The 21,162-nt window shown below is 69.7% G+C and carries 17 protein-coding genes and 3 pseudogenes; 9 read left to right on the forward strand and 11 right to left on the reverse strand.

Annotated features, from left to right (window positions below; genetic code table 11):
- Positions 1-6 precede the first annotated feature (6 nt).
- From ACFU95_RS42585 to ACFU95_RS42595, 3 genes are all read right to left on the reverse strand, one after another.
- The gene (locus ACFU95_RS42585; RefSeq protein ID WP_383840375.1) at positions 7-771 is read right to left on the reverse strand and encodes a class I SAM-dependent methyltransferase; all 765 of its coding nucleotides are present in this window, start codon (positions 769-771) and stop codon (positions 7-9) included.
- A 28-nt stretch (positions 772-799) separates the two neighbouring features.
- Positions 800-2,248 carry a hypothetical protein gene (locus ACFU95_RS42590; RefSeq protein ID WP_383840377.1) on the reverse strand — a complete coding sequence of 483 codons (1,449 nt, stop codon included), beginning with the start codon at positions 2,246-2,248 and terminating at the stop codon, positions 800-802.
- A gap of 176 nt (positions 2,249-2,424) precedes the next feature.
- Entirely contained in the window at positions 2,425-2,673 is a 249-nt protein-coding gene (locus tag ACFU95_RS42595) for a hypothetical protein (protein ID WP_383840380.1), read from the reverse strand.
- 353 nt (positions 2,674-3,026) lie between these two features.
- Between ACFU95_RS42595 and ACFU95_RS42600 the strand changes: the two genes are divergently transcribed.
- Genes ACFU95_RS42600 through ACFU95_RS42625 form a run of 6 tightly spaced genes read left to right on the forward strand, consistent with a single transcriptional unit; the run spans position 3,027 to position 12,254 of the window.
- A complete protein-coding gene (locus ACFU95_RS42600) occupies positions 3,027-4,373 on the forward strand; it encodes an LLM class flavin-dependent oxidoreductase (RefSeq protein ID WP_383840383.1) in 1,347 nt (448 codons plus the stop codon).
- Positions 4,370-6,013, forward strand: a complete 1,644-nt coding sequence (locus ACFU95_RS42605) for a hypothetical protein (RefSeq protein WP_383840386.1) — start codon at positions 4,370-4,372, stop codon at positions 6,011-6,013. The genes ACFU95_RS42600 and ACFU95_RS42605 overlap by 4 nt, the downstream gene beginning before the upstream one ends.
- Before the next feature lie 11 nt (positions 6,014-6,024).
- A complete protein-coding gene (locus ACFU95_RS42610; protein ID WP_383840389.1) occupies positions 6,025-7,791 on the forward strand; it encodes an NHL repeat-containing protein in 1,767 nt (588 codons plus the stop codon).
- Positions 7,788-9,047, forward strand: coding sequence for a nucleotide sugar dehydrogenase (locus tag ACFU95_RS42615; protein WP_383840392.1), 1,260 nt, complete (start codon positions 7,788-7,790; stop codon positions 9,045-9,047). Before ACFU95_RS42610 ends, ACFU95_RS42615 begins: the two co-directional genes overlap by 4 nt.
- A 40-nt stretch (positions 9,048-9,087) precedes the next feature.
- Entirely contained in the window at positions 9,088-11,445 is a 2,358-nt protein-coding gene (locus tag ACFU95_RS42620; protein ID WP_383840395.1) for an amidohydrolase family protein, read from the forward strand.
- Complete coding sequence (locus tag ACFU95_RS42625) at positions 11,442-12,254, forward strand: inositol monophosphatase family protein (protein ID WP_383840399.1); 813 nt, start codon at positions 11,442-11,444, stop codon at positions 12,252-12,254. Before ACFU95_RS42620 ends, ACFU95_RS42625 begins: the two co-directional genes overlap by 4 nt.
- Before the next feature lie 83 nt (positions 12,255-12,337).
- Here the strand turns inward: ACFU95_RS42625 and ACFU95_RS42630 are convergent, their stop codons facing one another.
- From ACFU95_RS42630 to ACFU95_RS42640, 3 genes are all read right to left on the reverse strand, one after another.
- Positions 12,338-13,477, reverse strand: coding sequence for a nucleotidyltransferase family protein (locus ACFU95_RS42630; protein ID WP_383840402.1), 1,140 nt, complete (start codon positions 13,475-13,477; stop codon positions 12,338-12,340).
- Between the two features lie 61 nt (positions 13,478-13,538).
- Positions 13,539-15,113 (reverse strand): amino acid adenylation domain-containing protein, encoded by a 1,575-nt coding sequence (locus tag ACFU95_RS42635; protein WP_383840405.1) that lies wholly within the window; start codon positions 15,111-15,113, stop codon positions 13,539-13,541.
- Between the two features lie 174 nt (positions 15,114-15,287).
- Positions 15,288-15,995 (reverse strand): alpha/beta hydrolase, encoded by a 708-nt coding sequence (locus ACFU95_RS42640; protein WP_383840457.1) that lies wholly within the window; start codon positions 15,993-15,995, stop codon positions 15,288-15,290.
- A gap of 150 nt (positions 15,996-16,145) precedes the next feature.
- Here ACFU95_RS42640 and ACFU95_RS42645 point away from each other — a divergent pair, with 150 nt between their 5' ends.
- A complete protein-coding gene (locus ACFU95_RS42645; protein WP_383840460.1) occupies positions 16,146-16,676 on the forward strand; it encodes a MarR family winged helix-turn-helix transcriptional regulator in 531 nt (176 codons plus the stop codon).
- Between the two features lie 3 nt (positions 16,677-16,679).
- On the opposite strand, the pseudogene ACFU95_RS42650 reads toward ACFU95_RS42645, so the two are convergent.
- A pseudogene (locus tag ACFU95_RS42650) lies at positions 16,680-17,285 on the reverse strand (gamma-glutamyl-gamma-aminobutyrate hydrolase family protein); the annotation flags it as partial.
- 2 nt (positions 17,286-17,287) lie between these two features.
- Between ACFU95_RS42650 and ACFU95_RS42655 the strand changes: the two are divergent.
- Positions 17,288-17,512, forward strand: a pseudogene (locus ACFU95_RS42655) (tyrosine-type recombinase/integrase); the annotation flags it as partial.
- 287 nt (positions 17,513-17,799) lie between these two features.
- On the opposite strand, the pseudogene ACFU95_RS42660 reads toward ACFU95_RS42655, so the two are convergent.
- Positions 17,800-17,991: pseudogene (locus tag ACFU95_RS42660) on the reverse strand (CorA family divalent cation transporter); the annotation flags it as partial.
- 631 nt (positions 17,992-18,622) lie between these two features.
- On the opposite strand from ACFU95_RS42660, the gene ACFU95_RS42665 reads away from it, so the two are divergent.
- The gene (locus ACFU95_RS42665) at positions 18,623-19,678 is read left to right on the forward strand and encodes a beta family protein (protein ID WP_383840408.1); all 1,056 of its coding nucleotides are present in this window, start codon (positions 18,623-18,625) and stop codon (positions 19,676-19,678) included.
- Positions 19,679-19,726: 48 nt separating this feature from the next.
- Here ACFU95_RS42665 and ACFU95_RS42670 read toward each other — a convergent pair whose 3' ends face one another.
- Genes ACFU95_RS42670 through ACFU95_RS42680 form a run of 3 tightly spaced genes read right to left on the reverse strand, consistent with a single transcriptional unit; the run spans position 19,727 to position 21,158 of the window.
- Positions 19,727-20,215: a hypothetical protein gene (locus tag ACFU95_RS42670; RefSeq protein WP_383840463.1), complete on the reverse strand. Its 489-nt coding sequence runs from the start codon at positions 20,213-20,215 to the stop codon at positions 19,727-19,729.
- Positions 20,097-20,549, reverse strand: a complete 453-nt coding sequence (locus ACFU95_RS42675) for a DUF3093 family protein (RefSeq protein WP_383840411.1) — start codon at positions 20,547-20,549, stop codon at positions 20,097-20,099. The genes ACFU95_RS42670 and ACFU95_RS42675 overlap by 119 nt, the downstream gene beginning before the upstream one ends.
- A gap of 42 nt (positions 20,550-20,591) precedes the next feature.
- The gene (locus tag ACFU95_RS42680) at positions 20,592-21,158 is read right to left on the reverse strand and encodes a carbonic anhydrase (RefSeq protein WP_383840414.1); all 567 of its coding nucleotides are present in this window, start codon (positions 21,156-21,158) and stop codon (positions 20,592-20,594) included.
- Positions 21,159-21,162: the final 4 nt, after the last annotated feature.

Raw genomic sequence — 21,162 nt, forward strand, 5'->3', positions numbered from 1 at the left:
GTCACCTCAGACCCACCCCTCCACGACGTAGCGGTTCCAACGGCGGGCCCAGCGTTCCAGCCGGGGCATCGCCGGGCGTTCCACCGCGTCGATCCACGGCAGGCGCTCTCCCTGGACCCGGACCAGGCCGGCCCGGCGCATGGCGTTGGCGACCGGCAGCACGGACGTGGCCCGCTTCAGCGGCTGCTCGTGCAGGGGGATCTTCGGGAAGTCACCGTCATGGCTGTCACCGCTGCCGATCAGCGGGTTGAGCAAGTCGGCCAGCTCCCGGACGCCCTGGCGCACGGGGTGCACCCGGGGGCGCAGCTGGTCGATCACAATGATCTTCCCGCCCGGACGGCACACCTCCTTCCAGCGACGCAGCACCTCCTCCGGGTAGGGGAGGGCCCACAGCAGATGCCGGCAGACGACCACGTCGAACTGCGCGTTCGCCAGTTCGCCGAGCATGGCGTCGGTGTGCGCGAACGAGATGTTCAGGTCCCGCGCGGACTGCTTGGCCTTGCGGGCGGCCACCTCCAGCATCGCCTCGGAGTAGTCGGCGCCGGTCACTTCATGGCCCAGCTCGGCCACCAGGAGGGCGATCATGCCGGTCCCGGTGCCGACGTCGAGGACCTTGAGCGGTGTCTCCTGAGCGGGCAGGAGACGCCGAAGGAGCAGCAGCCAGGCGGTGCGCTCCGCTTCCGAGTGGAGGCCGTGCCCGTACAGGGAGTCGTAACCCTGGGCGGACTGGCCCCACGCGGTCCGGAACGCCGACCACAGGTCTTGTGACACCGGGAAAACCTTTCGGTAGCGCGACGGTTCAGCCGCGTGCGCCGTACACCGGCACGAACAGGGGCAGCAGACGCAGAGCCGAGGAGGGGGGAAGGTGCCGGCGGTCGTCGGGGGTGAGGAGGGCATGTCCGCCGAGATAGGTCCCGCCTCGGAAGTAGGCGGCGAGCTTCAGCGTTCCGGAGACCGGTGACGGCTCCCCGTCGGCGTCCGGGACGGGGAAGGTGAACCGGCTCTGGCGGACCCGCTCCTGGAGCAGCAGTCCCTCGTAGTGCGAGGCCGTGAGCGAGTCGGTGAGCTCTGCCCTTTCGCCGGGCGACGCAGGCCGGCTGGTCATCTTCAGCCCCGCACCGCCCGTGGAGTCCGCTCGCTTCAGCACGGCCCCGTCGAGATCCCCGGGCCGGCGCTCACGCACCGAGAACCGGGTGGGCGCCACTTGTTCCCCGTCGACGACCCGCAGAGTGGGCGGGATGCGGGACATCAGGTACGACCGGTCCGCTTCGCCGTGCAGGGCGCGGAACCTGTCCGCGAACTCCCCGTCGTGCCAGTAGTGCATCCAGGCGTGGCTTTCCAGATACATGTGAAAGCCGGGAGCCATACGGACGGCCCCCGACCGCCAGGCGTCCGTGAGGTGTTGGAACGCCTGGGCCTCGCGCAGCCTCAGGGCCGCGGTCGCCGCGTGTTTGGTCGTCGCCCGGACCTGCCGGAAGACCCGCTGGACCGGGTCGCCGGAGCCGTCGGTCAGCCGTCCCCCGACGAGCCGCAGTTCGTCGAGGGAGGTGAGCCGGGCCCGGGTGCCGTTGCGCCGCAGTGCGGACACCACAGCCTGAGCGTCGGGCACCAGGGCGTGCCCGGACCGGACGACGTAGTCGATGACGCCTGTGCCGGGAGCGGGGTCCGGCAGTCCGTCGGCGATTCCCCGCGCCCAGGCGTCGAGGTCGAAGGAGCCGGGGAGCGCGTCCGGGCCCCAGACGAGGCCGGAGTAGTCGGCGTAGGCCTGCTGGATCTCAGCCGTGATGCCTGCCATGCCGGCCATGAGGTTGATGTCCACCAGCCAGGGGACGATCTCGGTGCCGTTCTGTTCGAGAAGGAGGTCCAGCCGGAAGAGAGGGGCGTCGCCGAGCGGGTACGCCTGCCGGGGGTCGAAGTGCTCGCCTTCCGCTTTCGGCGACCGGAAGATGAACGAACGTACGTCCTCGCAGGCCACGAGGGTGTCCCACGAGCAGCGGAGCGCTCCGGGCACCAGGGCGCCGATGTTCCGCACCTCCGAGAGCAGCGGGGCGGGCAGTACGACGGGAGCGAGGGAGACGGGCCAGGGCACGTCGACATGTCCGACGCCGGGTTGCGGGTACCTGCCGGGAGACGCGGCGAGCAGGTCACGCACCACCGGCTTGTCGGAGAGCCCCGCGGAGACACGGTATTTCGCCGAGGTGGCGTTCAGCCGTTCCGTGAGGAGTTCTTGGTGTGCAGCTTGGAACACGGAAGAAGGGAGTGGAAGGGAAATAGGGTCGGACGCTTTTCCGGTGCCCCAAGATGTTTTCTTCACGGTCTGGATGCCGTTCGGTTCTGCTGCTTCAGGAAATGTTCGTGGTATGGCGCCGAACCCTCTGATGCCGGTGTCCGACGCCATACCCCGGCTCACTCAGGAGCTTGTGTTCAGACGGTCGGAGCGTACGTGCCGAGCTGAGTCGGAGCGTACGTGCCGAGCTGCGCCGGCGCGTAGGTACCGAGCTGGGTCGGGGCATACGTACCGAGCTGCGTCGGAGCGTACGTGCCGAGCTGAGTCGGAGCGTACGTGCCGAGCTGCGCCGGCGCGTAGGTACCGAGCTGCGTCGGCGCTTCCTCGGCCGCGGTGCCGCTGTCCAGGTAAAGCTCCAGCTCTTCGATCTCAAGCAAGGTTTCCAAGAGGATTCCTTTCGCGTAGGCGGATAGCCCGCTGGCTATTAAGCCCCTGCAGGGAGGCGCCTTTTTGAAGACCGTGAAGTCGCTTGTCAGCGAGCCGAAAAAACTGAAGCACAGTCGAGTTGTAGTGGCAAGACCTTCTTTTTCCGGAGTCAGTCTCGGCAGCGGTCAATTCTGGGCGGCCACAGCCGACTTCGTCCAGGCAACTGACCGGCAACTCAACCGGTAGGTAAATGCCGGGCAATTGCCTGGAGCGGCTCCGGGACGCATGTGCAGTATCGATGGCGGTCTGCTGCCAGCGCTCTTATGGGACGACCCGAGTCCGCCGAGCAGCTACGCACAGGCAGGAGCAAGCAGTGAGTACGAGACGCGCCGGGACGCTGCACCTCAATGTGTTCCTTCACAACGTGGGCCATCACGAGTCGGCCTGGCGGCTGCCGGAGAGCAATCCCGTCGCGGACACGGACATCGATCACTACCGGGACCTGGCGGTCATCGCGGAACGGGGGAAGTTCGACTCGGTCTTCCTGGCCGACAACCCCAAGATCACCACGGACATCCGCCGGCGTCCCTCCGGAACACTGGAGCCGACTGTCGTCCTGACGGCGCTGGCCGGCGTGACCCGGCGCATCGGGCTCATCGCCACGGCCTCGACCACCTACAACGACCCGTACAACCTCGCGCGCCGGTTCGCGTCCGTCGACCACGTCAGCTCCGGACGTGCCGGATGGAACATCGTCACCAGCTCCGGAGCGGCGGCCGCCCGCAACTTCGGCCTCGACGACTCGCCCCCGCACCATGAACGGTACGAGCGGGCCGCGGAGTTCGTGGATGTCGCTCTGCGGCTGTGGGACAGCTGGGAGGACGACACGGTCGTCGCGGACAAGCGGCGCGGCGTCTGGGGGGACGGGGCGAAGATCCACCCAGCGGCCCATGCCGGGAAGTTCTTCCGGGTCGAGGGCGCGCTCAACGTACCCCGCTGCCCCCAGGGATCCCCCTTGCTCGTCCAGGCCGGCTCCTCGGAGGACGGACGCGCTTTCGCCGCCCGGTACGCCGAAGCGGTGTTCACGGCTCAACAGACCCTGGAGGAGGCGCAGCGGTTCTACGCCGACATGACCCGGAGAGTGGCGCGGGCCGGCCGCGACCCTCGCATGGTCAAGATCCTTCCCGGTCTCGTCCCGGTCGTCGGATCCACACGGAGCGAGGCCCAGGAGCGGGCCGACGAGCTCGATCGGCTCATCCTTCCCGAGTACGCCAAACTCCAGCTCGCCTCCCGGCTCCGGCTGTCTCCGGACGAGCTCCACCTGGACCGCGAGTTGCCGGCGAATCTCCCCCAGGAGAGCGAGATCGAGGACGTCAAGAGCCGCTTCACCCTGATCGTCGATCTCGCCCGACGGGAGCGTCTGACCGTCCGTCAACTCATTGAGCGTCTCGGGCCGGGGCGGGGCCACCGAACCCTGGTCGGTACCGCGGAGAACATCGCCGACTCGATGCTGCACTGGTTCGACAACCGTGCCGCCGACGGGTTCAACCTCATGCCCGCGGTGATGCCCTCCGGACTCGAGGTGTTTGTCGACCAGGTCGTACCGATCCTTCAGGACCGTGGCATCTTCCGCCGTGACTACGAGGGCAGCACGCTGCGCGAGCACTACGGCCTCGCACGACCGGCCAACCGCTTCGTGCCCGATCGGTCTCCCCTGTGACCACCGGCTCTCCGATACCCGAGCTCGACCCCGGCACGGCGCTGCGGTTCGCGGTGCTGACCGATGCCGCCGTTCCGCGCCACTGGCACACCCGGTGTCTGCGGGCGCTGGTGGCCCAGGGGGAGATCTGTGTGGCGCTGCTCCGGATCGCGGCACCCTCCACACGGCGTGGACGCACCGGAGTCCTCCACGATCCGGCGAGACGGTCGGCGGCGCTCGCCGACGCGGATCCCGACGCCTTCACATGTCCCGCGTACGACGTCGAGGCGGGCGAAGTGGCGGCCCGGTTGGCCGAGCACGACCTCGACTTCGTCCTCGACCTGCGCGAGTGGCACCCGGAGATCACGTTCCAGGTGCCGGTCCACGGCGTGTGGCGATTCTCGTTCCCCACGCTCCCGGCGCGGATGGCCGCACGCGCACTGCTCGACGGCGACCTGACGATCACCGCGGCCCTGATCCGCACCACCGTGGACGGGGAGCACCAGGCGCTCGTGGACGGGAGGTACGGCGTCGTGGCCGCCTCGGTCGCCAGAACGACCGACCGTGTCCTGCACGGAGCAGCCGGCTTTCCGTCCCGGGCCGCGCGCGCCGTCCGGCTCCGGCTGCCGCGTCCGGCGGTGGTGCGCGACCGAGGACAGGCCTCCCCGGCAACGGCCACGCTCGGCTTCCTGTGGCGCGCCCGCCTCGCCTTCACCATGGTGAGCAGGCGCTGTGCCAAGGCGCTGCGGGACGCCGTCACCGAGACGTACTGGTCGATCGGCGTGGTGAAGGCGCCGGTGGAGAGCGTCATGGACGGATCGGTGACGGGCGACCAATTCCACTGGCATCCGGGAACCCGGCCTGACACCTATGTCGCGGACCCGATCCCGCTGCCGGGCGACCCCGGCGTGGTGTACGCCGAGGAGTTCGACCACATGACCCGCCACGGCCGGCTGATCGCGACGACGTACTCGGAGACGGAGGGCTGGTCGGGCTCGGAGGTGGTCGCACAGGAGTCGTTCCACATGTCGTACCCCTATCTCTTCGAGCACCACGGCGAGACGCTCTGTGTCCCGGAGACGGGATGGAACAACGCGGTGTCGGTCTACCGCCTCCAGGACCCTCCGCGCCTGGAGAAGGACCGCGACATCCTCACCGGAGTGGCCGCCGGTGACCCCACGGTCTTCTGGTGGGACGGCCGTTGGTGGATGTTCTACACGGACTGTTTCGAGCCACGGGACACGGACCTGTACATCTGGTACGCCTCCACCCCCTGGGGGCCCTGGCGTCCGCACCTGCGCAACCCCGTCAAGAGCGACGTCACCTCCAGCCGTCCGGCCGGGGCACCGTTCGTACGCGAAGGGAGACTGCTGCGCCCCGCCCAGGACGACGCCGGGCGGTACGGCTGGCGGATGGTCGTCAACGAGGTCGTGAAGCTGAGCCCGAGCGAGTTCGCGGAAGTCGAGGTCACCCGGATCGGCCCCTTCGGAAGCGGCCCCTACCCGGTGGGGCCGCACACCCTCTCGGTGGCCGGCCCTCATGTGTACGTCGACGGCAAGCGCAGCGTCGTCTCGCTCTCCCTGAAGGCCCGTCGACTGCTCGGGCGGCTGCGCGCACGGCACGCCGGTCGCCGCCACGACTCCGCATCGAAGGGACACTGATCGTGGAGCCCATGGTGCCGATCTCGACCGCCCTCCCCGGCGGCGTGACAGAGATCGGGCTCGGATACCTGCCCGGCAGCACGACTCCGGCCAGGCCGCACGACTGGCGGTCGGGGAGCCTGCTTCTCGACCCCGATGTCCTGTTGTCCGTCTCGTACTGGTCCGGACAGGCGGAGATCGTCCGCCGCGATGCCCCGGACCGCCGGAAGACCGTCGCCGGACTGACCGGGCCCCGGGGCGTCGCGCGCTGCGCCGAAGGACTGGCCGTCGTCGCACAACCGGAGATCGGCAGGCTGACGCGCATCGACGGCGACGGCCGGATCCACGGACACCTGGACCTGCCCGGGGTCTCCCCGTGGTTCGCCTGCCAGTGGCAGGACCGGTGGCTGGTCTGCGACGACACGCGCAAGGCGGTGCTGCTGGTGTCTCCGGACGGCCGCACCGCCGACCGGCTTCCCGCCCCGTTCACCCTACGGTCCGTGCGCTCGGCCATACCCGTCGATGACAGTCACTACCTGCTGTGCGACCGGGAGAGCCAGAGCGTCGTGGTCGTCTCCCTGACCGGCGAGGTGGTGTGGCGGTACGGGCGCAGTAACCACCCCTCGTCGGAGGAGGGGTGCCTGACCAGTCCGGAGCACGCCGTCCCGCTGCCCTCCGGTGTCGTGATCGCGGACACCCGCAATCACCGGGTGCTGCTCGTGGACTGGAACGGCAGACTCGTCTGGTCGCTCGGAGGGGTGGGCCGGGTGGGAAGCGGACCGGGCCGTCTGTGGCATCCGACATCCGTCTCCGCCCACGGATCCCGGCTTCTGATCACCGATACCGGCAACGATCGCGTCCTCGAGACGGATCTGGACGGCAGGGTCACCGCCGTCCACGGGGACAGCCGGGTGGCGGCAGGGATGTTCCATCTGCCCCGCTCTCTCGAGGCCACGCCCGCCGGGTATCTGGTCGCCGACTCCTACAACAACCGGGTGACCTCCTTCGGCGCGGACGGCCGCGACGTCGTCCACACGGCTTCCGCCCTCGGCCGAAACCTGTTCTGGCCGCGGAACGCCTCGGTCATCGACGGTTCCACGGTCGTCTCCGACAGCCGCAACGGCCGGTTGCTCCTGTCGCCCGGACATGCCGCCGACGCCTGGCAGGAGTTGCGCCTGACCCTCGCCGGCAGGCCCCTCGGCCTGATCGACCCGCACGCCGTGCGCAAGAGCGGCCCGGGCTGGCTGGTCACGGACACGGGGCTCAACGCGGTGCTGCTCTTCGACCCGCGGACCGGCGAAGTGCTGCACGCCTGGTGCGGTGAGCGCAACGCGGCGGCCCTGGGCCCCGGCGAAGCAACGCTGCTGCCGCTGGACGACGTCCATGACGCCGTGATCGACGACGAGCGCACGGTCTGGTTCGCGAACACCGGCCACGACCGGCTCTCCGCCCTGCCCTACGGCGAGTCACGGCTGCGGAACATCACCCCGCGCCGGGCGACGGGGACCGAGTCGCCTTTCCTGTCGCCCCGCAGCGTCGACCTCGTCGACGGTCAACTCCTGGTGACCGACAGCGGAAACCACCGCATCGTCCGCTTGACGCCCTCGGGAGTGGTCACCGGTGTGTACGGACGACGGCGCGGCCACGCCGTCGACAGCCTCTCGGACCCGCGCCTCGCCAGGGTCTGCCGCACAGGTGACGTCATGTCGATCGCGGACTACCTCAACGACAGAGTGCTGCTCGTGCCCCTCGCGGCACTGCGCGAAGACGGTGACAAAGTGGGGAGTGCTGCCTCGTGACGGATCAGCGTCGGTTGACGGTCGTGGGTCTCGGCTATGTCGGACTGCCCCTGGTCATGGAGGCGGTGAGAGCGGGTCTGCGGGTGCACGGCCTGGACCGGGACGACACCCGGGTCGCGTGGCTGGCCCAAGGGCGCAGCCACGTCGACGACATCACGGACGAGCAGGTCGCCCAGGCCCTCGCCGACGGGTTCGTGCCGACCACCGACCCCGGCTGCCTCGCCTCCGCGGACGTCGTCATCATCTGTGTCCCCACGCCGCTGCGCGACGGCGCTCCGGATCTGGACGCGGTACGGGTGGCGACCGAACAGATCGCCCTCACCATGCGGCCGGGCACCCTCGTCGTCCTGGAGTCCACTTCCTACCCGGGCACGACGTCGGAGGTTCTGCTCCCCATGCTGGAGCGGGCGGGACTGGAGGTGGGCCGTGATTTCCACCTCGCCTACTCGCCCGAGCGCATCGACCCCGGCAACCGGGAGTTCTCGCTGCGCAACACCCCGAAGGTGGTGGGAGGGGTGACACCGGCCTGCTCGGAGGCGGCGGTGCGCTTCTACGAACGCCTCGCGGACAGGGTGGTCCCGGTCAGCTCGCCCTCGGTCGCCGAGATGTCCAAGCTGCTGGAGAACACCTACCGACAGGTCAACATCGCCCTGGTCAACGAGATGGCGGTGTTCTGCCACGAACTGGACATCGACCTGTGGGAGGCGATCGACGCGGCCGCCACCAAGCCTTTCGGCTTCCATCCGTTCCGCCCGGGACCGGGGGTCGGCGGACACTGCATTCCGATCGACCCCAACTACCTCTCCCACAGGGTGCGCAGCCTCGGATATCCGTTCCGTTTCGTGGAGCTGGCGCAGGAGATCAACGGGAGGATGCCGGCCTTCGTGGCCGACCGTGTGATCCGGCTGCTCAACGAGGACGGGCTCGCTCTGCGGGGCTCGCGCGTGCTGCTGCTCGGGGTCACCTACAAAGCGGACATCGCGGATGACCGCGAGTCCCCGAGCCTGGCCGTCGCCGAGCGACTGCGGGCCCTCGGCGCGGAACTCTCCTACCACGACCCGTTCGTGCCCGAGTGGCATGTCGCGGGCGAGCGGCTCGTCCGGGTTCCCGACCTGATCACCGCGGTCTCCGAGGCACGGCTGACGGTGGTGCTCCAGCACCACCGGCACTACGACCTGGACGAGATCGCCAAGCACGCGCGACGGGTGCTGGACACCCGGGGGCGCGCATACGGCGCGAATGTCACCAGACTCTGACCGCTCCCCACGGGCCGCCGCCGAGAGAGGAAAGACGGACATGCCCCCTGCCCCCGCGTGGTGGCGGCCGCTGACGGTCGTCGAGGACAAGGCGCTGGAGTTCGCCCGAGAGACCGACTTCCGTGAAGCCGCCGCCACTCTCGAAGCGGTCGGCGGTCTGCGTGCCGGGCCCGCCCTCCAGCGGCTCGCCGCCATCACCTTCAAGCCGGAGGCCGTGGTGGGTCGGCGTATCCCCACGGCCCTGGACTTCATGAGCAGGCACGGGTTCCGGCCGATCGCCTTTCGCCGGGTACGGCTGCACCGGTACCGCGCGAGGGCGTTGTGGCGGTTCCAGTGGAACGTCGCCACCCTGGACCGGCTGGCCGTCGCCGACCTGTTGATGCCCGCCTGTGATTCGCTGTGGGTCGCGTTCCGGGACGAGACGGCGCCGCTGGAGATACCGGGGACGGTGCGCTTCCGTAGCCTGAAGGGGCCCGCGTACCCGTCCGTACGCAAGGAGGGCCAGCTTCGGTACGAACTCGGCGGCACGAACCGGATGATGACCTTCATCCACGCGGCCGACGAACCGGTCGACATCGTCCGGGAACTGGGCGTCCTCTTCGATCCGGAGGAGCGTCCCGCACTGGCACGGGAACTCGTCGCCGCCGACGACGCCGATGTGACGGAGGTCCTCCGCAAGCATCTGTCGGCACTCCACGACGACGTCCCCGGCGAGGAACTCGACATCGACGCCGTCATGGGCCGGTTCGACTCCGTGCTCGCGGAGCACCTGTCCCGTTCTCCTTCGTCCGGCCTGAGTGCCGTGCGCCGGGCCGTGGACCGGGCCCGGGAGGGGGCGACGCTCGACTGGGCCGGTCTCGTCCGGGACCTCGACAAAGCGGAGATACGGCTGCCGCTCTGGGACCGGATCCAGATCGGTGCACAGTACATCCGGCACGACGAGGAGAACACGGTCTGCACCATCGACGAGGACGGACGCTCCGGCTGGCTGTCCGGCCGGGGCACGATCCTGCCGCTGGACGAACCGCGACCCGTGCGGGTCCGTGCAGCGAACGCCCCTCCCGTCGAGATCGTCGGCGTGACCGTGGTCGACGTGGCGGGCGGCCGCCTGCTCCCCGACATGACACTCCGCCTCTCGGACGGGCGGCTGACCCCCGCCGACCGGGACGCCGCCGCGTCTCTCCCGGTCATCGACGGCTCGGGCCGGTATCTGTGCCCCGGACTCCACGACGGCCATGTCCACTACCAGGACGACGACGGCGCCCTGTATCTGGCCAACGGCGTCACCCACGTCCGGAACATGTGGGGCAACGAGGAGCATCTGGCCCTCGCAGCAGGGAAGGACAGCGGGCTCCCTGGGCCGCGGCTGATCACGACAAGCCCCGTCATCGACGGCCCCACGGACTCACAGGCGTCCACCTGGCCGGGGGTCGTCGTGTGCCGGTCCTACGAGGAGGGCGCCGAAGCGGCCACCGGGCTCGCCGACGACGGATACCCGATGCTGAAGGTCTACGGGAATCTGGACCGGGAGACCCTGTCCGGGATCTGCGCGGTCGCCGAGGCACGCGGCCTGCAAGTGGTCGGCCATTGCCCGGGCGCCCTCACCTTCGAGGAGGCGGCGGGCCTGGGGATGGCGTGCATCGAGCACCTGGAGAACGTGGAGACGGGACATCTGCTCCCCGAGTACGCGCGGGCACTGCGCTCGCTCGGCGGACGGGCCCGGCAGCTGGGACCCGCGTACACCGCAGTGGAGGCGCTGCGGATCCGTACGACCGGAATCGACTGGGCCGCGATGGACCGCATGGCCGACGAACTGGCCGCGACGGGCGTCGCCGTCTGCCCGACGCTGTCCGTGTACCGGATGATGTTCCAGGAACCCGAGGTCGCCCTGCGTGATCCCGCGCTGGAACACCTCGCGCCCGAGCGAGTGCGTCACTGGCATCCCCGACAGGATTTCCGGACGCGTGACCTCGCGCCGGTGTGGCCCGACATCGTCGCGCTGTCGCGGCAGCGGCTGGACAACTACCTGGAGATCGTGGCGCTCCTCCACACACGCGGTGTGCGGATCATCGCGGGAACCGATTCCCCCAACCCCTTCCTGGTCCCCGGCTTCTCCCTGCACCGGGAACTGTCCCTCCTCGTGCAGGCGGGACTTGCCCCCGTGGAGGCGTTGCGTTGCGCCACCACGGTGCCCGCGGAGGTGTTCGGCCCGGCCGGCCGGCAAGAGGGCCCGGGCGCGGGTGCGGATTTCCTGCTGCTGAACGCGAACCCGCTGGAATCGCTGCGCACCCTGCGGCAGCCGCTCGGCGTGGTGGCCAAGGGCGTCTACCGTTCCCGAAGCGCCCTCACCGCGCTGCTGGACGGCTCGCGGCGCGACCTGACGGGAGCGGACCGGTGACGACGGCGGAGGAGGAATTCATCGTCGGTCTGCTGCGGCGAGCCGGCACTCTGCTGACCGGCGTCCGACGGGACGGACTCTCCTGGCACACCAAATCCGGTCCCCAGGACATCGTCACGGAGGCGGACACCCGGGCCGAGGAACTCATCCTCGGTGAGATCCGGCGGAGCTACCCCCTGGACAGTGTCCTGTCCGAGGAGGCCGGGCTGTCCCGCGGGGAGTCCGACGCGGTCTGGGTGGTCGATCCGCTGGACGGCACCAAGAACTTCGCCGCGGGCTCGCCGGACTTCGCCGTCATGATCTCCAGACAGATCGGCGGCCGGGTCCAGGCGGCGGGGATCCATCTCCCCGCCCACGGTGTGCTCTACTCCGCATCGGCTGGAGCGGGCGCCCGCCGGAACGCGGAGCCCTTCCGCCTCGGAGTCGCCCCGCCGCTCGGCCAGACCCTGGTGGACTTCTCGATGGTGGCCGAGGACGGCGGCTTCCTGGAGGAACAGCTGCGGCTGCTGCGGCTGTTGCTGGAGCGTTCGCGTGGCGTTCGAGCGGTGGGCAGCGCGAAGATGTTCGCCGACGTGCTGGACGGAACTCTGGCGGCCGCGTGCTCCTTCGCGTACCGCTTCTGGGATGTCGTCGCCCCGGCCCTGATCGTCACCGAGGCGGGCGGGCGGGTTTGCGGACTTCAAGGCGCCCCGCTGGGCCTGTTCGCCTCCGGGGCGCGGGCCCGAGGTGAGCGGGTCCCGGCGGTCTTCGGCGCTCCGGGCGTGGTGGAGGAGATCGTCCGGGCCGCGCGCGACGCCGGCGCCGCCTGACACGGACGGACGGCCCGCCAGGTGCGCCCGGACGGCCCGCCCCGGTACGCCCGGACGGGCCGTCCGTCGTCGCCATGCCTCGTTCATTGCCGCGGAATGGGGCTCGCCTGCCGTACCTCGGCCGTCCGGCGGGTGTCGAACAGGCGCTGCAGGAAAGGCTGTTGCCAGCGCTCCGGACTGCCCTCGAACCTGCCGTACTCGTCCAGGTAGTCGCAGTCCGTGGGGCGCAGTGCCGCGAGCTCCTCCGCCGGCACCGACTCCGGATACAGCAGTGCCGTGTGGTGCAGGGCGTAGTAGACGCTCTCCACGACCCCGAGGTCCTCGGCCCGCTTCCGCACGGTGGGCCACCCGTTCTCCGCGGTGATCCGGCGGCATCCCACGGCGACGTCCAAGAACTTCAGGACTTCCAGATCGCCGCCCTCGGTGACGTAGTACAGCGAGGTCGCCTCCATGTGCAGATTGGCGCACACGTCGATGAACTGGTCCTCCGGGGCGAGGACGAAGCCCTGCTCACCGCAGAGCGACACCGGGGTCCTCGGCCCCAGCAGCTCACCGGTCATCCGGGCGCCGTCATCCCGGGTCTGGAAGACGTTGGAACAGATGTCGACGATGAAGGTCTCGATGCCGTCGTGCTCGGAGATCCTCTGATACGGGAGTTCCACCGGCACGTTGAGCTGCCAGAAGACCTTGGTGCGCCGACTGAAGGGCTCGATGCGCTCACCGTCCGGCGCCAACTTGCCCTGCACGTAGCCGAGGCCGGTGAGCACCGCCCCGGCGGACGCGGCGTCCCGCAGCTCCACCAGGACATCGAGGTCGCTGACCGGCCGTAGGCCCACGTCGCCGTAGAGCCGCTCGCCGAGCACCGGGCCCTTGCGAATCGCGTAGCGCAGTCCGGAGTCGTTGAGAGAGCGGATGACCTGCCCGAACTCGCGGGCGAGAAGCTCGTTGCGGTTCCGGTTGCCGAAGTACACGAAGGTGTAGACCCAGTGGTACGGGACGGTGGAAGTGCGGTGGAGCCCGTGCCGGAGGATGTTCCGGGCCACCAGCGGCAACAGGCGATGACGTGCCGCCTGGTCGACGAAGAAGCCCCATTCGAGTTCCTGGCCACTGCGGGCGAGAAGCTCGCGGCAGCGCTCGACGCGTTCCTCGTCGAGGTCGAGATCGGCCAGCAGCAACAGCAGCGTCGTTTCCGGCCGCCGCGGCGGTACGTCTGGCGTGTTCATGGGTGGCAGTCCTCTCGACGAAACGCTGGAATCACAATTCCTGAGACGTCATGGCCCCGGCTCACCCGCTCGTGGGCCGGAGCCACGCGGCAAGAGCCTTCCGGTCCGTCTTGCCCCGGTCGTTCACCGGGAGCTGGTCGAGCAGTACATACCGGGCGGGGACCAGGACCGGCGGCAGCGCCTTGCGTAGCTGTTTGTCGATCAGGGCCTCGTCCAGCGAACCGCCGCCGCAGAAGGCGACCAGATGCCGGCCGACGCCCTCGCCCTCCGCGAGGACGACCGCGGCCGCCACGCCCGGCAGGGCCCGCAGCCGGTGCTCGATCTCCGCCGGCTCGACGCGCTGACCCCGGATCTTCGTCTGGTGGTCGGTCCGGCCCAGATAGAGCAGACCCGCTTCGTCGCTTCGGCGCACCACGTCACCGGTGCGATACCAGAGGCGCCCGGCCGACCGGAGAAAGCGCCCCTCGTCGTCCTCGGCCCGCAGATAGCCGGAGAACATCTGAGGGCCGCTCACACACAGCTCACCCTGACGGGGGTCCGGATCGCCGGTCTCGTCGAGCAGCACCGCCTCATGGCCGGGGAACAGTCGGCCGATGGGCACGATGCCGTGCTCACCGGACTGTCCGTCCTGCGGTGACCAGCGGTGCACCGAGCACGCGATCGTCAGCTCCGTCGGGCCGTAGAGGTTCTCCACGGTGGAGCCGGGCGCGGCGGCCTGCCAAGCGGCCGCGTCCTCGTGGAGCAGAGCCTCACCGCAGAACAGGCTCCACCGCAACGAGGGCAGCGAACCGGCCGTCAGCGCACCGGAGCGCCGCAGCAACGAGATCGCGCCGGGAACGGAGAACCAGACGGTGACCTCTTCCCGTGCCACGAACTGCGGTAGGCGGGCCAGCGCCGCCGGATGGGTGTACACCAGGGTGCCGCCGCAGGCCCATGTCACGAACAGGTCGAAGAAGGCCAGGTCGAAGGTGAGGCCGAAGGTCTGGCTGAAGACGTCGTCCTCGGTGAAGTCGTAGCGGTCCAGCACGCTGGTCACGAAGTGGAGGACGTTGGAATGGCCGACCGGCACCCCCTTGGGGCGCCCCGTCGAGCCCGAGGTGAACAGCACGTACGCGATGTCGCTGGGCTGTTTCCGAGGGGGTGGCGCGACGTGGTCGGTCCCGGTGAGGACGGCCACGTCCGAGCCCGCCCAGGTGGAGGCATCGACCTCGGGCGAGAAGACCGGCGGGAGCTCCGCGCGCCCCGCCAGTTCCCGTACCTTGGCGGCACACACGGCGTCGGTGACCAGGACGTCCATCGGATGGTCGCGGAGCAGCTCGCCGAGCCGGTCGGCCGGGAGGTCCGGTGGGAGGGGGATCACCGCCGCTCCCGCGCACATGCCGGCCAGGATGCCCACGTACCCCGTGAAGGTCCGATCCGCCAGGATGCCGATCGAGCGGGGCTCACCCTCGGGGTGCGCGGACCGCAGGACTCCGGCCCAACGATCGGCCGTAATCCTCAGCTCCGTGTAACTGACCTGTCGGCGGCCGATTCGCAGGGCCGCCCTGTCCGGCACACGGTTCGCGCTGTGGCGTACGAGATCCTCCAGACGAGGCGCCGCAGCCGCGTCGTCGGCTTCGAAGGCCGTTCTCGTCACCGCGTCTCCCGTCTCGTATGCGTCTTGGTGTGCGATGCCCCGGACGTCGGGCACGACCGCCGCCATCGTGCCGGGCGGCGGCCCGTCGCGACAGATCCTTCCGGACGCCCATCAGGGGGTGCCCATACGGGCATGCCTGCTCGGGTGCCCCGCGTCGGGGCGGTGGGCACGTCGCTACGGTCGATGAGGAGTCGAGTGCCCGCCGTCGCTCCGGTACGTCGTCGCGCCGCCGCGCAGCAGTTCGAGCGTGAGCTCCACGACGAGCTCTGGTCGGACGACGAAGGGGGAGTGGCCCGTCGGCCACTCCCGGACCGATGTGCAACGGCGGGCCAGCACGCGCTGCAGTTCGGGTTCGATCGCACGGTCTTGAGCGCAGACGACGTACGTGGACGGCGTGTGCTTCCAGCTCTGCCGCTCGGGTACGCCCCGCCCGCACCCCGGCGCCTGAACGCGCAGCAGGTCCACCGCCCAGGCGGCGCGATCCTCGGGGCAGTCGGCGTAGAAGACGTCGGCGGCCAGGTCGCGGCGGATGAAGGTGGAGTCGTCAGGTGCGGACACGATGGCGTTTCGGAGCCGAGGAGTCGCACCGCCCGTGCCTGCCGCGCTCTCACCCGCGTCGGGCACGAAGGCCGCGACGTAGACGAGGTGTGCCGCGCCCTGAAGACCGGTGACCACCGAACCGCCGTAGGAGTGTCCGAGGACGACGGGCGGCTCGTCCAGTTCGTCGACGGCGGCCTGAACCGCCGCCGTGTCCGCTCCCAGGGAGCCGCGGTGCAACTCGGGAACGACCACGTGAACGCCCGCGGCGCGCAGGCCTGCCGCTACCAGGGCGAAGTGTTCGGCGCGATGGTACAGACCGTGGACCAGTACCGCGCCTGCCATCGCCATCGCCCTCGCCTCCCCTGGTCAGCCGTCGGCACGTGATCCTACAGAGTGTCCTGGCACTCGGTGCGTGTTCCACCGGGCAGTGGCTTCGCGGACTCCGGGGAGGCGAGTGGGCGCGTCCGGGCTCGTACAATTTGACTCCGAACGATCAAAGAGCTCGGAGGTATCCCGGTTCACCGCGAGCAGATGGCGGTGGTCGCCAACATCTACCGAGCGGCGTCAGCGGTCCGCCAGCACCTGGAGAACTCGGTGCTGCGCGGGGCCGATCTGACCTGGACGGCGTTCGTCGTCCTGTGGGTCGTCTGGGCGTGGGGCGAGTCGGAGACCCGGCACGTCGCGGAGGAGGCCGGGATCTCCAAGGGAACCCTCACCGGGGTCTCGCGGACGCTGGAGGGCCGTGGCCTGATCAGGCGGGCCGGTCACCCCACCGACGGCAGGCTGGTGCTGCTCAGTCTCACCGAGGAGGGCGAGGCGCTGATGCGGCAGCTGTTCCCCCGGTTCAACCAGGAGGAGGCCTTCGTCGCTTCCCGGCTCGGTGACGAGGAGTGCCGGAACCTCGCCGACGGGCTGCGAGAGGTCGTGCTCCAGGTCGAGGAACACGGCGAGGAGCGCCGGCTGGCCCTCCTCGACGGTGCCGAGCCCGCGCCGCGCCGCAGCGGGCGGCGGCCGAAGAGCTGAGTGTCAGCGTCCGTCGCGGGCGGCTCGGACGAGGGCGTCGAAGAGGCCCTGCTGGGCCGGGTCCTCGTGGGCGGTGTCCTCCGGGTGCCACTGGACGGCGGTGAATCACCCTGTGGCGCCGGGGAGTTCGAGTCCTTCCACCGTGCCGTCGGCGGCGCGTGCGGTGACCGCGAGCCCCGGCCCCCGACGGTCCACCCGCTGGTGGTGGTAGCAGGACGCCTCGATCTTCTCCGCGCCGGTGGCCTGCTCCAGAAGGCTGCCGCGCCGTATCGCCACCGGGTGCACGACGGGCCGGTGTTCGCGCCGCGGGCCGCCCATGTCCTGTTCCAGGGTGCCGCCGAGGGCGACGTTGACGACCTGGAGGCCGCGGCAGATCGCCAGCAGGGGCAGGCCCAGGTCCAGGGCGGTACGGGCGACTTCGAGGTCGACGTCGTCCTGCACGTCGTCGACGTCGTAGACGCTGTCGTGGACACCTCGCGCCTCGTACCGGTGCGGGGAGAGGGCCCCGCCGCCGGGGAGCAGGACACCGTCGAAGCGGGCGAGGCGGGAGGCCACGTCCGTGTTCGCCGGGTGGATGCTCGCCGGTTCGCCGCCCGCCCGCCACACCGCCTAAGGCGTCTCGCAAGGACGGCTTCCATGTGCTGCGGCACACGTACGCGTCGGTCATCCTCGAAGCGGGTGAGTCCGTCGTCACCCTGGCCCGTTGGCTCGGCCACTCCAGCCCGACCATCACCCTGGACTACTACGCCCACTTCATGCCAGAGGCCGGCGGCAAGGGACGAGGGGCCATCGACGCTTTGCTCGGCCAGACTGCCGCCGTCGCCACGGCCGGGTAGAGGGCCATCCTCCACAACCCACGAAACGGATGGGCACAGTACCTCGCTGTGCCCATCCGTTTCGGTGTTTCAGCCCGGAAGGCCACTACCTTCCGTGACCGTCGCCGCTTCTGGGCGCTGTCACAGCCGCTAGGCGTTCGCACGCCGGCGCTCACCATCGCAGGAGACCGGCCCGAACGCAGCGCGGCTCATTCTCCCCAGATTCTCCCCAGCGGCCTCAGGCGCGTCAGTCGTACCTGCGACCGGTGCTGCACGAGCTCAGGACAGCGCCCCTCCAGGGTGATTACTCAGAGCCAGTCCCGCCGCTTGAAGACGATGTACAAACTGGTGCAAACAATCCCCATTAGGGCGATAGCGAAGGGGTATCCGAGCACCCAGTGCAACTCCGGCATGTGCGTGAAGTTCATCCCGTAGATCGTCCCGACCAGCGTCGGAGCAAACAAAATGGCCGCCCAAGAAGAGATCTTCTTGAAGTTGTCTACCGGGCGGCTCTGACCTGCGGTGATGCTGCTGAATCGGTCTCCGACCTGGGCTGATCCGTCTTTCTGGATCTTTCCGACTCCTGCCGGGCTACGCAGCCGATTCTCCCCACGCGCTCCCCAGCGCCGCCCGCACTCCCCAGATTCTCCCCAGAGGGCCTCCCCGCCACTGATCGATGGGGCATGGCGAGAAGGGTCCTTCGGCTTCCGTCAACGGTCACGGAGAGTGCCTCCGCGTGTGGTCCGTTGAGCGGAAGACGTCATCGGTGTCGACGAACGGGATGCCCAGCAGCGTGTATGCGGCGTCCTGGACGCTGATCAGTGGCCGCGTGGGCGATGCCGGCGGAGAAGCGTCGGCTTCCCTGGCGGCTGGTCCTCTCCTTCACGAGCGTGTGCCAGCACGGGCGAGGTTCGGCGCTCGGAGTCCAGCGCGGTGAGCAGGCCATGGGCGCCTGCCGGGGAGAGCGCATCGATGAGGTCCATCACGAAGCGCTCAACGTGCGACACACCGTCGCCAGGTACTTGAACACATCGGCCATGCAGGCCGAAATTGCTCTCTTTTCAAGTGTTTCGGGGTGAACGGACCCTGGTGGGAAGGGATGCGCACGGACGGTGCTGAGGGGGAGCCGCGATGTCCGGACCGCTCTATGTTCCCGTTCTGCCGACACGGCCGCACGCGGCCGGGGCGTGCCGGCGATTGTGGCCGGACGTCCGTGCCGCGATCAGGCCGCTGTGGAACCTGCCACCATTGCCCGGAGTGGCCCCGGAGACGCTGACCACGCTGGTCGGCAAGTACGTCGATCCGGTGAGTGCGGTGAGCCGTCACGGCGGATGGATCGACGCTCCCTTCGGTGAGGATGCGCAGACCGCTGCCCTTGCCGAAGTGTTATCCGTCTACTGCGAGTTCGGGCGAATGCGACCGGTCACCGGACCGGAGCGGACCGAGGCGCAGCAGACGGCGGCTGTGGAGACGGCCCGGCGCTGTCTGCGCGGAATGGGGGTTCGAGTACGGGTCACGGGCGAGTGGGACGGCCAACTTGGGGAGGACGTCCGGGGCCTGCTGGCCCGAAGTGGTCCGGAGGTGCCCGTGGATCTGCTGCTCGACATGGGCGCGGTCCTCGATGGCCTGCCCGACGCAGGCAAGGAGGCGCTGCGCGCCCTCGACGCGCTGATGCCCTTGGCGGTCTGGCGGAGCGCCGCGCTGCTTGGAGGGGGCTTTCCCCGGGTCACCGCCGACATGCTGGAGGAGGGATCGTGTGAGCAGTCGCGGGCGGAGTGGCGCATGTGGCACGAGGTGCGCGCGACGAGCAGGGCCTATGCTCCGCTGCTCTGTTACGGCGACTACGGGGTGCAGCCCTCGAGTGCCCTGGCGCAGGCCCCGGCACCCGGGAGGAAGGGTGGGCCGCCCTGGGGTGTGCTCCGCTACACCACCGATAGCTCGTACCTGCTGTTCAAGGCGTTGACCCGGGGATCCGACCGGATCGCAGTCAACCGTAGCGCGGCTCGCCGAATCATCGAACTGCCTGAGTTCCGGGGAGCGGGAGCGGGACAGGGCGAGGAATGGTTGAGTGATTGCGCGCACGGTCCGCTCTCGTCCAGCGAGGGTGTGGGCGGGCCTACGGAGTGGCTGCGGGCGGGAAATCTCCAGCACATGACGTACGTCGTGCGGAGCCTGCACGGCGGCTGAACGGGTCGCCGGGCCTGGCCATCCGGTTCCGGCCGTCGTGTCCGGCTCTCAGCCGAACAGCGGTGCCAGTGCGGTCTCGCCTGCCACGATCCGCCAGGCAGGCACTCGCAGCGTCCGCCTCATAGGGCAGGGCTTGGCCCCGTGGCCTCCGGAGTGCAGTCCGGTGAGCAGATCGCCTTGGGCGTGGGTCAGCCGAAGGTGCCGTGCGGGGTCGTGACCGCGGCGCGGGCTGGGGTCGATCAGCACTGCGGTGTTCTCGCCGGCGTCGGTGAACAGCAGGTCGACCGGGTGGCCGCCCACCACCACGGCCCGCTCCAGATCGGTGATGCCCTGGTCGGCCAGGTACCGCGGCGAGCGGTCGACGAGGTCCTTGCGGGCCTCGGTCATCGGGCCCGGCATGCCGGCCTCGGCTGTCGTGTCATCGGCGCCAGCTGCCAGCGGCGCCGAGTGCGCGGCGAGGAGGGCCGGAAGACCGCTCTGGTCCTGCCAGAAGGCACGGCCGCCCACCGTAATCAGCTGCGACTTGGCCCGGGTCACCGCTACGTTCCACAGGTTGACTTGACTCGCGACCCAGTGCGTCTTCCGGGGTGGTGTGTTGTGCGCTGCTACCGGGCTGAGCACCATTACGTCGCGGGATGCGGGCATCGGCCACGAACAGCGTGTCGCCGGTGACCCGGATCCGTGTCGAGCCCTGTGAGCTGACGTACATGCAGGCCAGACAGGTGCCGATGGCCAGAGCGATGAGCGCGACTACGGGGCCGTAGGGAAAGAGGACGAGGGCGAGGGAGATGCCGAAGAGGGCGGCGATGACCCACCAGGTCTTCGGGACGGTCAGACGTTCGTCGTAGATGATCCGGCTGGTGGAGGTCACGGGCGTTCACCTTGTCGTATACGGCAGATGCCGTGGGGCTGTTCACAGGGGCAGGAAGGTGCCGGCGCGAGGGTGGTGGGTCAGGGTCGCGCCGGTGTCGATCTCGTGGAACCAGGCGTGCAGGCGCAACGACCGGTCGGCCAGCCGGGGCACGATGCACGGATAGGCGCTGAGCGCGTCGACCTGTGCCAGGACGTGCCGGTGCCCGGCGGCGGTGAGGTTTCCGGTCAGCGGGGTCGCGTCGTCGTCGGGCCCGGTGATGCCGGCCGTCGTCAGGGTGCCGTGCATCTCCGCCGAGACGAGTTCGCAGTGCGAGTGGCCGCAGACGATGATGTCCGAGACCTCAAGTTCGTTGACCGCGTACTCGATCGTTCTGGCTTCGCCGGTCGGTGTCTGCGCGTCGTAGGGCGGTATCACCCCTCCGTATGTGCGCAGTTCGAAGATGTCTCCGGGCTGGGCGGCGGTGAGGAGCGCGGGCACGACGCGGGCGTCCGAGCAGGCGATGAACATCGCCCGTGGGCGGTGGTAGCGGGCGAGGCCGCCCAGGTGCAGGGTGTGGGCCGCCGCGCGGGCGCGGAAGACCCGGGCCTGGTCGATCAGGTACTGCATGGTG

The sequence above is a fragment of the Streptomyces sp. NPDC057623 genome, assembly GCF_042800355.1.
Taxonomy (GTDB): domain Bacteria; phylum Actinomycetota; class Actinomycetes; order Streptomycetales; family Streptomycetaceae; genus Streptomyces.

Bases quoted from the DNA above. Each gene is read 5' to 3' on its own strand.
- ACFU95_RS42665 (WP_383840408.1), top strand. From the start codon at position 18,623: ATGTCCGGACCGCTCTATGTTCCCGTTCTGCCGACACGGCCGCACGCG.
- ACFU95_RS42630 (WP_383840402.1), bottom strand. From the start codon at position 13,477: ATGAACACGCCAGACGTACCGCCGCGGCGGCCGGAAACGACGCTGCTG.
- ACFU95_RS42610 (WP_383840389.1), top strand. From the start codon at position 6,025: ATGGTGCCGATCTCGACCGCCCTCCCCGGCGGCGTGACAGAGATCGGG.
- ACFU95_RS42640 (WP_383840457.1), bottom strand. From the start codon at position 15,995: ATGGCAGGCGCGGTACTGGTCCACGGTCTGTACCATCGCGCCGAACAC.
- ACFU95_RS42620 (WP_383840395.1), top strand. From the start codon at position 9,088: ATGCCCCCTGCCCCCGCGTGGTGGCGGCCGCTGACGGTCGTCGAGGAC.
- ACFU95_RS42680 (WP_383840414.1), bottom strand. From the start codon at position 21,158: ATGCAGTACCTGATCGACCAGGCCCGGGTCTTCCGCGCCCGCGCGGCG.